The organism is Pseudoxanthomonas sp. UTMC 1351, from assembly GCF_040948865.1.
Classification (GTDB): Bacteria; Pseudomonadota; Gammaproteobacteria; order Xanthomonadales; family Xanthomonadaceae; genus Pseudoxanthomonas_A.
On the sequence record NZ_JAVGJT010000006.1, the window covers coordinates 373,183 to 386,473 of the forward strand.

Consider the following 13,291-nt stretch of genomic DNA (forward strand, 5'->3'; position numbering starts at 1 on the left):
GATCGACATGTATTCCCGCAGCAGCGAACCCGTCCAATTCGAACGCGATTGCCCCGCCGTCCTGGTGCCGCAGGGTGAAAGTGTCACGCTGCCAGCCGGCAGCTACGGCTACATCACTCAGGCGCTGGGTGGCAGCTATACGGTGTTCGTCGAAGGCAACCTGTTCCGTATCGCTGGCCAAGATGCCGATGCCATCGGCAAGGAAGCGGCTGCGACGCTCAGCCTGCCAGCCGATGCCAGCGATGAAGAAGTCGAAGCGCTGGTCTGGAGCCAGTTGCGGACATGCTTCGATCCGGAAATTCCGTTCAACATCGTTGATCTGGGCTTGGTCTACGAGGCCAATCTGCGGCACCGCGAAGACGGTCAGCGCGAGGTCGACGTCAAGATGACCTTGACTGCGCCAGGTTGCGGCATGGGCGAGATACTGGTCGACGATGTGCGCAGCAAACTTGAGATGATTCCCACCATCGCCGAAGCGGACGTCGAACTCGTATTCGATCCGCCGTGGGGCCGGCACATGATGTCGGATGCCGCCAAGCTGGAAACCGGGATGCTCTGATCGCTAGTTTGCGATCTCATTATTTTCTGTCGAGTCGATGAAACGTAGAGCGGAGCTTGCTCCGCTGCTTCTGTTCGATGGGCCGGTGTAAAAAGCAGCCGAGTCCCCCAGGGGATTTAAACAATCTCGGCTCTACAAAAGCGCGGATGGGTTTCCTTGTGGGAGCGACGTGAGTCGCGACCGGAAACATCAACGTCGCGACTCACGTCGCTCCCACAAGGTGGCTATGTGCCGACACTCCGCCGCGGCTGGGTGACATTCAAAACAGGACATCGGCTCCGCATCAAGCCGTGGTGCTTTCGCCCCCCTCACAGCCCGCCACCAACAGCACGAAGTAAATGAATTTACCTGCAAAATCATGCATTCATGTGCAGCATGGATGGTAATGGCAGCTACTTTGTTGCCGAAGTGTGGCTCGCATCGCTGATTCACAGCGCGCCTGTCGGATAGCGTCGAGTACGGCCCTGCGCAACGCGGGGCCGCATCTTCCAGGAGAACCGGGCAAGGCCGCCACCGCTTTTATTTGAAGCTACCGCGCCTTTCGACTGGAAAACGCGCCGCGTCATTGCGGCATCACTCTTTTGAGAGGGAACCCCTGATGTCAGATTCATCGAAGAGCCGTTCGCGTAAAACCACCGCGGCTGCAACTGCTTTGCTGCTGTCTTCGCTGTATGTTGTTCCCGCCATGGCGGGCGAGGTCAACCTGGCTGGTCTGAGTGCGCCCCAGCAGGACGGGTTCAAGCAGTTCATCGTCAAATACGCGGATGGCAGTCCGCAACAACGCGATACCGCGACGCTGCGAGGCTCGCTCAATAGCGCCGCCAAAGCCGTACCGGCAGCAAAAGGCAAGGCACTCGGTCTTGGACATCTCCGCCGCCTGGCGGTAGGTGCCGATGTGGTGCGTTCCGATCGCAATCTTGACCGCGTGGAAGCCGAATCGCTGATGCGCCAGATTGCAGCCGATCCCAACGTCCTGTACGTGGAAGTCGATCAGCGCATGACGGCAGTGCTGACGCCCAACGACTCGCAGTTCGGCTCGCAATGGGGCTTCGGCACCAGCGCTTCCAGCATCAACGTGCGTCCGGCGTGGGACAAATCGACCGGTACCGGCGTCGTAGTGGCGGTGATCGACACCGGCATCACCAACCATGCCGATCTCAATGCCAATATCCTGCCGGGTTATGACTTCATCAGCGACACCTTCGTTTCGCGCGACGGCAATGGCCGCGACAGCAATCCAAACGATGAAGGCGACTGGAACCCCGTTGCGAACGAATGCTATAGCGGTTCGCCGGTCACCAATTCCAGCTGGCATGGCACTCACGTCACCGGCACGGTGGCGGCGGTCACCAACAACTCGACCGGCGTGGCGGGTACCGCATTCAATGCCAAGGTTGTGCCAGTGCGCGTGCTGGGTCGCTGCGGCGGTTATACGTCCGATATCGCGGACGCCATTGTCTGGGCTTCCGGCGGTACGGTCACAGGTGTGCCCGCAAACGCCAATCCGGCCGAAGTGATCAACATGTCGTTGGGCGGCGGCGGCACTTGTTCGTCCACGTACCAGAACGCGATCAACGGTGCGGTGTCGCGCGGTACCACAGTCGTCGTGGCCGCTGGCAACAGCAACGTCAACGTATCCGGTGCGGTGCCCGCCAACTGCCCCAACGTGATTGCGGTCGCGGCCATCACCTCTGCGGGTTCCAAGGCCAGCTTCTCCAACTACGGCGCCGGCGTGGATATCGCGGCTCCAGGCGCGAGCATCCTGTCTACGTTGAACACGGGCACCACCACACCGGGCAGTGCCAGTTATGCGTCCTATAACGGCACGTCGATGGCGGCACCGCACGTGGCGGGCGTGGTGGCATTGATGCAGGCCGCGGCGGCCACGCCGATGACGCCGTCGCAGGTGGAAAGCACGCTGAAGAGCACGGCACGCCCGTTGCCCGGCACGTGTTCGGGTGGCTGCGGTGCGGGTATCGCCAATGCCGACGGCGCAGTAGTGGCGGCGCAAGGCGGTGGTGGCGGCAACACGCAGACCTACACCAACGGCACCGACGTCACCATCAGCGACAACACCACTGTCACTAGTTCGGTCGCTGTTTCCGGACGTACCGGCAATGCACCGAGCAACGCATCGGTGGCGGTGAACATCGTGCACACCTATATCGGCGATCTGAAAGTCGACCTGATCGCGCCGGATGGCAGCGTATATGTGCTGCACAACCGCAGTGGCGGCAGTGCCAACAACATCAATCAGACCTATACGGTCAACCTGTCGTCTGAAGCCCTGAACGGCACGTGGACTCTCAGAGTCAACGACAACGCCAACCAGGACACCGGTTATATCAACAGCTGGAGCGTAACGTTCTAAGCAACGCAGTCTCTCCCCTGCGTCGCGATGATCCCCGGCTTCGGCCGGGGATTTTTTTTGTAGAGCGGAGCTTGCTCCGCTGCTCTTCGCGGTGCCTTTGCCGCAAAAGCAGCGGAGCAAGCTCCGCTCTACGCTCCACCGTTCACCCAATCGCTTCAAACCGATTGGCCGCTACATTCTTGCGTACTTTCATCGGGTCCCAAATGCGACCGTTCATGGCGATGTAGACGCCTGCCGGCAACGACTGCACCGCGCCGACCGCACAACCGATATTGAACTCGGCATCCGAGCCGCGGAAGCGGGCAGGGTTCAAAGCGCCGGTCAGTACGATGGTTTTTCCTTCGATCGTCGCCAAGACCTTGGCTGTTTCCACCATGCTGTCGGTGCCATGGGTGATCAGCACGTGCCGCGCGTTCTGCGCGGCCACGGTGGCGCGAACCAGTTCGCGGTCGGCATCGCTGATGTGCAGCGAGTCCTTGCGGATGATCGGGATCACATGGAAGCGGAAAGCGACACCCAATTCTTCGAGGATGCGGCCGATCTGCGGCTCGCCTATCTGGTAGTCCGATTTGTCGTCGAAGTAGATCTTGTCGATCGTGCCGCCGGTGGTGACGATCAGCAGTTCTTCCATCTTGTTTGCTCCCGCGGCAGGCGCCATTCGGCCGGCCGCTTATGTTCATTCAGGTGTGACCAGGTCCGCCGCCATTTAATGGGCAGAGTGCGCGCCGCCAATTATCGCTGTTCCACGCACGCGTGAGCACTTTTCCCGCATTGCGGGCTATCTCACCTCCCGAAGCCGCTCTTCGTAGAGCGGAGCTGCGCCCCGCGACAGTGCCGAGCCGCTAGGAATGAGGCCGTCGCAACGGCAGGCGATAGCGAATAACTGTTTAAAGGTGCTCCTCGCAGAGCGGAGCTTGCTCCGCTGCTGCCTGGATCATCGCGCCTTCACGAAGATCAACCGAGCAAGCTCGGCTCTACAGAAGCCGACAGCCTGGAGGCGATCACCCCGATCGCCTCCGGCCAAAGCGCGCACGCAATCCCGGCCAGCTGGACGCCACGATGATCATCACGGACAGAACGATTTCTAGACTTGCATAACCGGCTTCCGCCGGCCGTGAGTAAGCGGCCATCACGCCGTGACTGAACCAGAACAGGCCGAACACGCCGGACCAGAACGCCGCCTTGGCGCTGCCGCGCAGCACCCCCAGCAGCATCAGCAACGGCGGCAGGACGAAAACGATCATCGACGCCAGGTAGTGCTTGTCATTGTGGAACCACAAGGCAAACAACACCGACAGCGCGAACAGCGATATACCCAACAGCACCCGGGAAGGACGTACGGAACCCGCCATCAGCGATCTCCCAGGCGGCGAACGGTATCGGCGACGCGTTTTCCCAGCGCTCGCGCCAAGGCAGCTTCTTCGTCACTCAGCTGCGCGTCGTTGTCACCACCAGCCACATGGCTGGCGCCATACGGCGAACCGCCGGTACGCGTGGTGCTGAGCAGGGGCTCGGTGAATGGAATGCCGACGATCAGGCAACCGTGGTGCAGCAGGGGAATCTGCATGGACAACAAGGTCGATTCCTGGCCACCATGCTGGGTGGCGGTGGAGGTGAAAACTCCCGCAGGCTTGCCCACCAGCGTGCCGCTGGCCCATTCCGCACCCAGGCCATCGATGAAATGCTTGATGGGCGCCGCCATGTTGCCGAACCGGGTCGGGCTGCCCAACACCAATCCCGCGCACTCATCCAAATCGCGACGGTCCACATAAGGAGAGCCTTCTTCAGGCACCGGTGGCGCCGCCTGCTGCGTGACGGCAGCCACCGGCGGCACCGTACGCAGCCGAGCGGTCATGCCATCCACCTCGCCGATGCCACGCGCGATTTGCCGCGCCAGCCGGGCCACAGAGCCGCCGCGGCTGTAGTAGAGCACCAGAATGTCCGGCATGTTCCTTTTTCCTGAGTCTGACAATGGGCCCTAGTATCGGCGATGTCGCCGTCCCGGCGCATCGGTTAACCTTCCCCGCATGGAGCCTTTGGATTCACTCAACCGCTGGACCGATCGCCTTCGCGATCGCGCGCGCGCCGGTACTTTTGCCCGCTTTCTGGCAAAACGTTTCCTGGACGAGAGGCTGTTTCAGGCGGCCGCGGCGTTGGCCTATACCACGCTGTTCGCGCTGGTGCCGTTGGCGATGGTCGTTTTCGGCGTGCTGTCGGCGTTTTCCGCGTTCCAGGAATGGAGCGACCAGTTGCGCGACTACGTCTTCGCCAATTTCGTACCCGGCGCCGCGGAAGACTTGAAGGACACGTTGAACATCTTCCTGAGCAATACCGGCAAGCTCACCGCGCTGGGCGTGGTGGCGCTGATGATCTCCCTGCTGATCACGCTCAACAGTATCGAGGCGACATTCAACCGGATCTGGCGGGTGAGCAGTGCGCGGCCCAAGCTGTCGCGCTTCCTGGTGTATTGGACGGTGCTGACGCTGGGCGCGTTGATGGCGGCCGCGTCGCTGGCGCTTTCGGCGCGTTTCTATGCGTTACCCGTCTTTGCGACCACGGGCGGAAGACTCCTGCAGAACCTGTCACTCAGCGTGGCGCCCATGGTGATTGAACTGGTCGCCATCACGGCCATCTACCGTGTCGTACCGCATCGGACTATCAAATGGCGATACGCCATCGCCGGAGCATTGCTGGCGACTGCCCTGCTCGAACTCATTAAATGGGCCTTGGGCATTTACTTGGGCAGCTTCAACACGTATCAGAAAGTCTACGGTGCGCTGGCGGCGGCGCCCATTCTGCTTTTGTGGATATATCTGTGCTGGGTGGCGGTGTTGCTGGGTGCGTCGTTGGCTTCGTCGATGGCGGCGTTCCGTTATCAGCCCGTGTCGATGCGCCTGCCTTTGGGCTACGAGATTTACGGATTGCTGCGCATGTTGGGGCGTTTCAACGAAGCGCGTGCCAAAGGCAAGGGACTGCACAGCGATCAGATCCAGACGATGGAACCGATGCTCACCGACGCGCTGATCCAGCAGATGCTGGGCCAGCTGAGCGAGATCAACCTGCTGCGGCGCGATGAAGAAGGCGAGTGGCTGCTTGCGCGCGACCTGGACGATATGACGGTGGCGGCGTTGTATGAAGCCTGCCAGTTGCGGATCCCCGTCGCCGAAGCGCACCTGCCATGCGGCGACGATACGTTGGGCATTGCCGCCCGCGCGGCGCTGGACGATCTGCGTGTGCCGTTGCGCGACTTGTTGAAGCGAAAAGTCAGCGATATCTACGCTGGATACCACGAGGAAAAACCATGAGAAGCGGTTCGTTTGCCGGTGCGCTGTTGTTGCCGTTGATGTTGGCGGTGTCGGCCTGCCAGCAGGAAACACCAGCGCCTGCCGCATCGCCGGCGCCAGAGCCGTCTGCCGCGCAAGCACCCGCAGCGAAAGAAAGCCAGGCTGCCGAGGTGCCTGCGCTGAGCGTCGAAACCGTGGAAGGGTTCACCTACGACTTGGCGGCGCATCGCGGCAAATGGGTGGTGGTGAATTTCTGGGCCACCTGGTGCGCACCCTGCCTGAAGGAGATGCCGGAGCTGTCCGCGTTGGACGCGATGCATGAGCACATCGAAGTGATCGGCCTGGCGTACGAGGAAATAGACGCGAAATCGATGCGCGATTTTCTCAGCAAGCGGCCGGTGGTCTATCCCATCGCTATCGTCGATGTGGCGAATCCGCCAGCCGATTTCGCAACCCCACGCGGTCTGCCAATGACGTACCTGATCGCACCGGATGGCAAGGTCGCACAGCAATTTCTGGGGCCGGTGACGGCCGGCGAGATAGAAGCCGCGATTGCGGCAGCCGGTGGGCCGAAAGCGGAGGCGTGATGGCGGCGGCGCGTTTTCTGGTCAGCGGCAAAGTGCAGGGCGTGTTCTTTCGCGCCTCCACTCGCGAACGCGCGCTGGACCTCGGTTTGTCGGGCCGCGCCACCAATCTGCCGGATGGCCGCGTGGAAGTCGTTGCCGAAGGCGACGCCGTCGCCCTCGATGCGTTGGAAACCTGGCTGCGGCACGGGCCACCGATGGCGCGCGTGGACCGTGTGGAACGCAGCATTTTGGACAGTCCCGTCAACCCGGGCTTCGTTACCGGTTAAGTAGCGTGCGCTGTGCGCACGTGAGGTGGGGTGCCACTCATTCGTACGCATAGCGCACACTAAAAAAAAGCGGGAGGAAGCGGCCCTGCCGACCGCTCCCTCCTGCCGCGTCGCACGGTTATTCCAATCCGGCGCTCATGGCCTTGGCCAAGGTGCCTTGCGCATCGTCACCGCTCAATTCCCAGAAGAACGCGCCTCCCAATCCTTGCGTCTTGGCATAGCTCATCTTCTCGGTGATCAACGCGGGATTGTCGAAGCTCCAGAACGTGCTGCCGTTGTAGATCCAATGCGCCCGCGCCTGGCTATCGACGAAGCTCGGCCATGCCAAATTCTTCAGCACCTTGTAATCCTCAATACCGGATTCGTAGGTGCCTGGCGCCGCGCTGCCGGTCTGATACAGGCCGTTGTTGACGTTCGCCACGTTGGTCCAGCCACGGCCGTAGAAGCCGATGCCCAGATTCAACTTGCTGGCCGGCACACCACGCTCCAGGAAAGCCTCGATGGCATCGTTGCTGTTGTAGAACCTGACATCGCCAGTGGAGGGATCGCTGGGCGAATCGAACAGGGCTGAGTGGTGATTGGTCTTGGTTTCCCACGCGCCATGGAAGTCATAGGTCATGACGTTGATGAAGTCCAGGTACTGCGCGTACTGGCCCGGATCGGTGGCGGCGACCTTATCGACACCGGCACCGACCGCGGCGGTCAGCAGCAACCCCGGGCGAACCGCATCGAGCTGACGACGGAACTCGGCCATCAGCGCGGTGAAGTTGGCGCGGTCTTCTGTCGAGCCGCAACTCAAACCGCATGCGTTGGGGTATTCCCAATCGATGTCGATGCCGTCGAAGACGCCCGCCGCCGCACCGGCCCCACCCGCGCCATCGGTGACCGGCAGATTGCCGCGAATATAAGCGTCGATGCAGGAAGCTACGAACGCCTGGCGATTGGCTGGCTTGGCTGCTTCGGAGAAGCCGCGCGACCAGGTCCAGCCACCCAGCGAGATCAGCACCTTCAAACCGGCGTGTTTAGCTTTCAGTTTTTTCAGCTGGTTCCAGTTACCGCGCAGGGTCTGGTTCCAGGTATCGGCCACACCGTCCACGCTTTCGGCCGCACTGAAGGCTTTGGTGTAGTCAGCGAACGCATCGCCACCCACGCCGGTGTTGGGATCGGACGCCTGCGTCACGCCCACTTCGCAGCGGTTGTTGCGGACATTGCCGAAGGCATAGTTGATATGCGTCAGCTCGGCTGCTGTGCCGCTGGTGTCGATGTTCCTGACCCGATAGTTGCGGCCATAAATGCCCCACTGCACGAAATAACCCAATACGCGTTTGCTGCCGCCGCCGCTGCTGGGCTGCGTCGTAACGCTGATGGACGTGCTTTGCGCCGAAGCATTGCCGGCACTATCGCGGGCACGCACTGTAAAGGTGTAAGCGGTGTTCGCCGCCAGGCCCGTGCTGGTGTAGCTGGTAGAAGCGGGTGATCCCACCAGGCTGCCATTGCGATAAACGTCATAGCCGGCGACACCGCTGCCACCGCTGTTGTCGCTGGAGGCATTCCAGCTTAGCGAGATGCTGCTGGCCGTTTTGGACGGTGAAGTCAGCCCGGTCGGGACGCTCGGTGGTGTGGTGTCCGAAGAGGTTGAGGTAGTGACGCTGATCTGCGCGCTTTGGGCCGAAGCATTGCCAGCGTTGTCGCGTGCTCGCACGGTGAAGTTGTACGTGGTGCTCGCCGCCAGACCGGTGCTCGTGTAGCTGGTCGACGTAGGCGAGCCCACCAGGCTGCCGTTGCGGTACACGTCATAGCCGGCGACACCGCTGCCGCCGCTGTTGTCGATGGAGGCGTTCCAGCTGAGCGAAATACTGCTGGCGGTCTTGGAAGGTGAAGCTAATCCGGCCGGCACGCTGGGCGGAGTGGTGTCGCTTGCCGCGGCGACCGTGACATTGACCGTGGCCGAGGTGGTCGTCGCACCGGCATTGTCGGTCGCCACAGCGGTCAGCGCATAGCTGCCAGCCGCTGCATTGGTCCAGGCAACGCTATACGGCGAACCGGTATCCGTTCCCAGCGAAGTCGAGCCACGGAAGAACTGGACCTGCGCGATGCTGCCATCGCTGTCGCTGGCCGTGGCGGAGAGGGTGATGGTGGCGCCCGTATTGAAGCTGGCGCCATTGGCTGGCGCTGTCAGTGCGACGCTGGGTGGCTGATTGCCACCGGTGCTACAAGTTCCCAGATCGCGGTACCAGCCACAGGTGGCGCAATGAGTAGGAGGTGCGTTCCAGATATCTATCAGCGCTTCGTACAGCTTGCTCTGGTAAGTCATGCGATCGCCGGCGTGGTAGATCGTCGACGCGTCCCAAGCCGGTATCCCGGCGCAGCTGACGGTCTGCGCCTGTGCCGCGAAAGTCCACGGCAGCGCTAGCAGGCACGCCAGCGAGCTCCTCAGTCCCAATCTCATCAACCTCATGTTTCGCTCTCCCGTTGTCTGTTTGGTGATATCCGCCGACCGTGGGGAGTCAGCATGGTGTGTCGATGGGCCGCATGTCGTCCGAACGTGGAAATGCGCGTTACGCCCGATCGAATTCAGCATGTTTGGCGCTGAGACGAATCGCCGCGCCAGTCATGCATATGCCTGACCGGAGAAGAAAGGGAGTGTGACCGGATGCATGAAATCGAAGAGTTGGCTTGCTTTCGTGCGTAACACGCATGACAAGCGACTTCGTGTTGAAAACAAGCGCTTGTCATGGACAAACAGGGACTGCCTTCATGGAAGTCCCGCGTCATTCTTCTCCAGTGAAATCGATTTCGCTTTTCCGTGTGGCTTTATGAGAGCAAGACATTGTTGTCATGCCTTGGCCAGTCAACGGCGTTCACAGGACAGGAGGACGTCTTGTCATGACGTTCGCGACACATGCGTAGGGTGGGCCTTGGCCCACCATTGCCATGCTTGAGTTCTCGACGACCTTCAGCGGAACCGGCTCAGGCGCTCGCGACATGGCGGGTACCCGTGCCCGCATTGAGATGGGTGATGGCGGGGCGAGACCCGCCCTACATGCTTGCTATGCCATTAACTTCGACATGCGCGTCAGGCACTTGTATTGAAAGGTATATAGGGTGGGCCCCGGCCCACCATTGCCATCTCGGTGCCGCACGGACATCCATCAAAAGAATCGCTGGATGCTTCAGACCGACGCCGCGGATTGTCGTCGTGAACTCGGGCATGGCGATGGTGGGCCGGGGCCCACCCTACGCGCGCGGCTTGAAGGCCGGCAATGGTTTGATCACGCCGTATCTTTCTTTCAGCGGTTTGCCTTTCAGTGGCGGCAAGCCCAAAGGCTCCAGTGGCACCGCAGTATCCGGCAAGCGATCCAACAGATCCCTGATCAGGGTCAGGCGGCCGAGGCGTTGGTCGTTGAAGTCGATGAGCGTCCACGGCGCATGCTTGGTATGGGTCGCCTTGAGCATGGCTTCGCGCGCGTCGGTGTACTCGCCATATTTCTCCCGCGCCTTAAGGTCGATAGGCGACAGCTTCCAGCTCTTCAACGGTTCTTCCGCGCGTTCGGCGAACCGCTCTTCCTGATGTGCCTGATCCACGGCCAGCCAGTATTTGAATAGCAGGATGCCTTCATCGATCAGCGCTTTCTCGAACACCGGAGTTTGTTGCAAAAATTTGCGGTACTGCGCGTCGGTGCAATAGCCCATCACCTTTTCCACGCCCGCGCGGTTGTACCAACTGCGGTCGAACAACGCGATCTCGCCAGCGGCTGGCAGGTGGGAAACATAGCGCTGGAGATACCACTGCGCGCTTTCGCGCTCACTGGGTTTGGGTAGCGCCACGACCCGGCATTGCCGCGGGTTCAGATGCTCCGCGATCGCGCCGATGGCGCCCCCTTTCCCCGCGGTGTCGCGCCCTTCCAATACCACCACGATCCGGCTGCCTGCATGCTGGACCCAGCGCGCCATTGCTGCTAGTTCGAGTTGCATGGGTTCCAACAGCGCTTCGTATTCCTTGCGTTTGAGCTTTTTCATGACACTCCCTTTTCGGAACGAATCGGTTGGTGCGAACTTCGCCCGATGTGCTTCGCGGGGTTCTCCGCTGTCCAACGAAGGCTAGGGCAGACGCGATCTTCCCGTATCAGCGTTTACGCTTGGAATGTCCCGCCATGCTGCGCGCGACTTCCAGCAATGCACCTTGCTGGCGGGTGTTGAGTGCGCGGTACGCAGCCAGCAGATCGTGTTCGCCGCGTGTGCGTGCCGGGTCCAGTGTTGAAGCAAGTTCGGACAACAGCGCGCCGGCCGGTACGCCCAGAGTGCGCGCCAGTGCGTTCAACTGGTCTTTGCCCGGCAGCTTGTCGCCGCTCATCCAGGCTTTGACCGTGGCCGCGCCTGCGCGTGGAATGGCGGCGGCGAGGTCCGCGGCGGTCAGCCCGCTGGCTTTGGCCAGTAGACGCAACGTGGTGTCCAGTGGCGGCGACATTGGTTTACTACTCCTTCAAACGAGGACGCAGGGTGGCCAGGTTGCAGGGCTGTGTGCGGGCATCAAGTTGCGCGCGAATGATTTTTTCCCAGCCGGTGCGGCAAGCCGAGGTGGAGCCGGGCAGGCAGAACAGGAATGTCTGGTTGGCCAGGCCGGCGAAGGCGCGCGATTGCAGCGAAGAAGTGCCGATCTCGTCGAAGCTGATTTGCCGGAACAGTTCGCCGAAGCCCGGCATTTCCTTGTCCAGCAGCGGCAGCAAGGCTTCGGGGGTGGAATCGCGGCCGGTGAAACCGGTGCCGCCGGTGACCAGAATGCCGTCCACGGCGGAATCGGCGATCCATTGCGAGACCTGCGCGCGCATCCGGTAGCGATCATCCGGGAGCAACGCGCGTCCGCCCAACCGATGCCCGGCTTCCGTCAGTGCTTCAACCAGATAATCGCCGGAGCGGTCTTCCTCAAGTGTCCGGGTATCCGACACGGTCAAGACGCAGAGGGTTAGAGGAATCAAGGCAGAGGAATGGCTCATGCGGCCAGCCTATAGGCAAGTGTGCTGGCCTTTCAATCGTTATTGATGTATTTCGCTTCCGCTTTCCGCTTTCCGCTTTCCGCTTTCCGCTTTCCGCTTTCCGCTTTCCGCTTTCCGCTTTCCGCTTCACGTAGAGCGGAGCTGCGCCTCGCGATAGGTCCGACTCAGTGGCAATGAGGCCGTCGCAACGGCAAGTGATAGCAAACAGCCGCTTAAAAGCGCTTCTCGTAGAGCGGAGCTTGCTCCGCTGCTTTGCTTTCATCGTCCGAAACAAGGAGCAGCGGAGCAAGCTCCGCTCTACAAGGATGTGTGTGGGGCGCCCCCCAAGCGGGAGGCGCCGGATTTCCATTACTCGTCGTTGTCCTTGGATGCGCCGGCGTTGGCTTCCAGGCCAGCATTCGCCGAAATGCTGCGATCCTTGCGCGAAGCGGATGCTCCGGCATTGCCGCGAGCCGATGAGTTGGCGTCGACACTCTGCTTCCCGCCGTCCGTTTTCCGTTGCGAAGCAGCATTGCCGTCGCCCGAAGCGGACGAGGACCCGCCGAGAGCGCCGTCATTCTGTGCCGCGTCGGCCGAAGCGTCGCCAGCGGTCCCACCCTGCGAAGTCAGTCCTCCAGACGTTGTTCGCTGCACAGTGTCCGCGACCGGAGAAACGCCATTCAAGGCATCGGGCGCTCGGCTCACAGAGGGGGCGCTACCAGTCTGCGGTTGCAGCTGGGCTTGGCCCTGGCCGATCGCTTCGCCAGCGGCTGAAGCGGCCGTATTGCCCTGTCGAGTCGCAGCACCCGCATTTCCGGCCGCACTACCGGCAGCTTCCAGTGCACCAGCTGTGGTTGCGGCCTGAGCCGAACCAGTCGCCTGACCAGCGAGTTCCAGTGCCGCACCAGGATTTGCTGCATTGCCTGCGCGCTCCGCAGCCTTGCGGGCGCGTGCTTCCGCGCGGCGCGCCAGGCGCTCGCTGCGTTCGATGCCACGTTCGGTCATGCGCGATGCGCCGCGAAGCGTTCCACCCACGGGGTCGGTTTGCGGGCCCAACACGCCGCCTGCACCCACTCCGCCGGTGATCTGGCCACCAATACCTCCAGTAGCGCCGCCGCCCAGCAGCTGGGCGTGGGCGGGAAGCACGAGCATCGACAGCGCGGCACTCGCGCCAAGGGTCAATAGGGTCTTCTTGTTCATGTTCTGCCTCCGAATCGAGCCGCAGACCATCTGCGGCGCTCATAGGCAGTT

The 13,291-nt window shown here is 61.7% G+C and carries 13 protein-coding genes; 5 read left to right on the forward strand and 8 right to left on the reverse strand.

Annotated features, from left to right (window positions below):
* Positions 1–7 precede the first annotated feature (7 nt).
* Both sufT and AB6O04_RS05600 read left to right on the forward strand, forming a co-directional pair.
* Positions 8–559, forward strand: a complete 552-nt coding sequence (gene sufT / locus AB6O04_RS05595; RefSeq protein ID WP_368562833.1) for a putative Fe-S cluster assembly protein SufT — start codon at positions 8–10, stop codon at positions 557–559.
* A 598-nt stretch (positions 560–1,157) separates the two neighbouring features.
* Complete coding sequence (locus AB6O04_RS05600) at positions 1,158–2,930, forward strand: S8 family serine peptidase (RefSeq protein ID WP_368562834.1); 1,773 nt, start codon at positions 1,158–1,160, stop codon at positions 2,928–2,930.
* A 142-nt stretch (positions 2,931–3,072) separates the two neighbouring features.
* Here AB6O04_RS05600 and AB6O04_RS05605 read toward each other — a convergent pair whose 3' ends face one another.
* From AB6O04_RS05605 to wrbA, 3 genes are all read right to left on the reverse strand, one after another.
* Positions 3,073–3,561, reverse strand: coding sequence for an asparaginase domain-containing protein (locus AB6O04_RS05605; protein WP_368562835.1), 489 nt, complete (start codon positions 3,559–3,561; stop codon positions 3,073–3,075).
* A gap of 370 nt (positions 3,562–3,931) precedes the next feature.
* Complete coding sequence (locus tag AB6O04_RS05610) at positions 3,932–4,282, reverse strand: DUF2069 domain-containing protein (RefSeq protein WP_368562836.1); 351 nt, start codon at positions 4,280–4,282, stop codon at positions 3,932–3,934.
* Positions 4,282–4,878 carry an NAD(P)H:quinone oxidoreductase gene (wrbA, locus tag AB6O04_RS05615; protein WP_368562837.1) on the reverse strand — a complete coding sequence of 199 codons (597 nt, stop codon included), beginning with the start codon at positions 4,876–4,878 and terminating at the stop codon, positions 4,282–4,284. Before wrbA ends, AB6O04_RS05610 begins: the two co-directional genes overlap by 1 nt.
* A gap of 79 nt (positions 4,879–4,957) precedes the next feature.
* Between wrbA and AB6O04_RS05620 the strand changes: the two genes are divergently transcribed.
* From AB6O04_RS05620 to AB6O04_RS05630, 3 genes are read left to right on the forward strand one after another with little or no spacing between them, the layout of a single operon-like run.
* Complete coding sequence (locus tag AB6O04_RS05620; RefSeq protein WP_368562838.1) at positions 4,958–6,235, forward strand: YihY family inner membrane protein; 1,278 nt, start codon at positions 4,958–4,960, stop codon at positions 6,233–6,235.
* Positions 6,232–6,801, forward strand: a complete 570-nt coding sequence (locus tag AB6O04_RS05625) for a TlpA family protein disulfide reductase (RefSeq protein WP_368562839.1) — start codon at positions 6,232–6,234, stop codon at positions 6,799–6,801. The genes AB6O04_RS05620 and AB6O04_RS05625 overlap by 4 nt, the downstream gene beginning before the upstream one ends.
* Positions 6,801–7,067, forward strand: coding sequence for an acylphosphatase (locus AB6O04_RS05630; protein ID WP_368562840.1), 267 nt, complete (start codon positions 6,801–6,803; stop codon positions 7,065–7,067). Before AB6O04_RS05625 ends, AB6O04_RS05630 begins: the two co-directional genes overlap by 1 nt.
* A 118-nt stretch (positions 7,068–7,185) precedes the next feature.
* Here AB6O04_RS05630 and AB6O04_RS05635 read toward each other — a convergent pair whose 3' ends face one another.
* The 5 genes from AB6O04_RS05635 to AB6O04_RS05655 all read right to left on the reverse strand — a co-directional run bounded on the left by AB6O04_RS05635 (position 7,186) and on the right by AB6O04_RS05655 (position 13,240).
* Positions 7,186–9,525, reverse strand: a complete 2,340-nt coding sequence (locus AB6O04_RS05635) for a glycosyl hydrolase family 18 protein (protein WP_368562841.1) — start codon at positions 9,523–9,525, stop codon at positions 7,186–7,188.
* Between the two features lie 779 nt (positions 9,526–10,304).
* A complete protein-coding gene (gene ppk2 / locus AB6O04_RS05640) occupies positions 10,305–11,087 on the reverse strand; it encodes a polyphosphate kinase 2 (RefSeq protein ID WP_368562842.1) in 783 nt (260 codons plus the stop codon).
* A 106-nt stretch (positions 11,088–11,193) separates the two neighbouring features.
* Complete coding sequence (locus tag AB6O04_RS05645; RefSeq protein WP_368562843.1) at positions 11,194–11,535, reverse strand: helix-turn-helix domain-containing protein; 342 nt, start codon at positions 11,533–11,535, stop codon at positions 11,194–11,196.
* 7 nt (positions 11,536–11,542) lie between these two features.
* Complete coding sequence (gene moaB, locus AB6O04_RS05650) at positions 11,543–12,061, reverse strand: molybdenum cofactor biosynthesis protein B (protein WP_368562844.1); 519 nt, start codon at positions 12,059–12,061, stop codon at positions 11,543–11,545.
* A gap of 348 nt (positions 12,062–12,409) precedes the next feature.
* Complete coding sequence (locus tag AB6O04_RS05655) at positions 12,410–13,240, reverse strand: hypothetical protein (RefSeq protein ID WP_368562845.1); 831 nt, start codon at positions 13,238–13,240, stop codon at positions 12,410–12,412.
* Positions 13,241–13,291 lie beyond the last annotated feature (51 nt).

Coding starts and splice junctions, on each gene's coding strand:
- sufT (WP_368562833.1), top strand. CDS start 8: ATGTATTCCCGCAGCAGCGAACCCGTCCAATTCGAACGCGATTGCCCC.
- AB6O04_RS05600 (WP_368562834.1), top strand. CDS start 1,158: ATGTCAGATTCATCGAAGAGCCGTTCGCGTAAAACCACCGCGGCTGCA.
- AB6O04_RS05605 (WP_368562835.1), bottom strand. CDS start 3,561: ATGGAAGAACTGCTGATCGTCACCACCGGCGGCACGATCGACAAGATC.
- AB6O04_RS05610 (WP_368562836.1), bottom strand. CDS start 4,282: ATGGCGGGTTCCGTACGTCCTTCCCGGGTGCTGTTGGGTATATCGCTG.
- wrbA (WP_368562837.1), bottom strand. CDS start 4,878: ATGCCGGACATTCTGGTGCTCTACTACAGCCGCGGCGGCTCTGTGGCC.
- AB6O04_RS05620 (WP_368562838.1), top strand. CDS start 4,958: ATGGAGCCTTTGGATTCACTCAACCGCTGGACCGATCGCCTTCGCGAT.
- AB6O04_RS05625 (WP_368562839.1), top strand. CDS start 6,232: ATGAGAAGCGGTTCGTTTGCCGGTGCGCTGTTGTTGCCGTTGATGTTG.
- AB6O04_RS05630 (WP_368562840.1), top strand. CDS start 6,801: ATGGCGGCGGCGCGTTTTCTGGTCAGCGGCAAAGTGCAGGGCGTGTTC.
- AB6O04_RS05635 (WP_368562841.1), bottom strand. CDS start 9,525: ATGAGGTTGATGAGATTGGGACTGAGGAGCTCGCTGGCGTGCCTGCTA.
- ppk2 (WP_368562842.1), bottom strand. CDS start 11,087: ATGAAAAAGCTCAAACGCAAGGAATACGAAGCGCTGTTGGAACCCATG.
- AB6O04_RS05645 (WP_368562843.1), bottom strand. CDS start 11,535: ATGTCGCCGCCACTGGACACCACGTTGCGTCTACTGGCCAAAGCCAGC.
- moaB (WP_368562844.1), bottom strand. CDS start 12,061: ATGAGCCATTCCTCTGCCTTGATTCCTCTAACCCTCTGCGTCTTGACC.
- AB6O04_RS05655 (WP_368562845.1), bottom strand. CDS start 13,240: ATGAACAAGAAGACCCTATTGACCCTTGGCGCGAGTGCCGCGCTGTCG.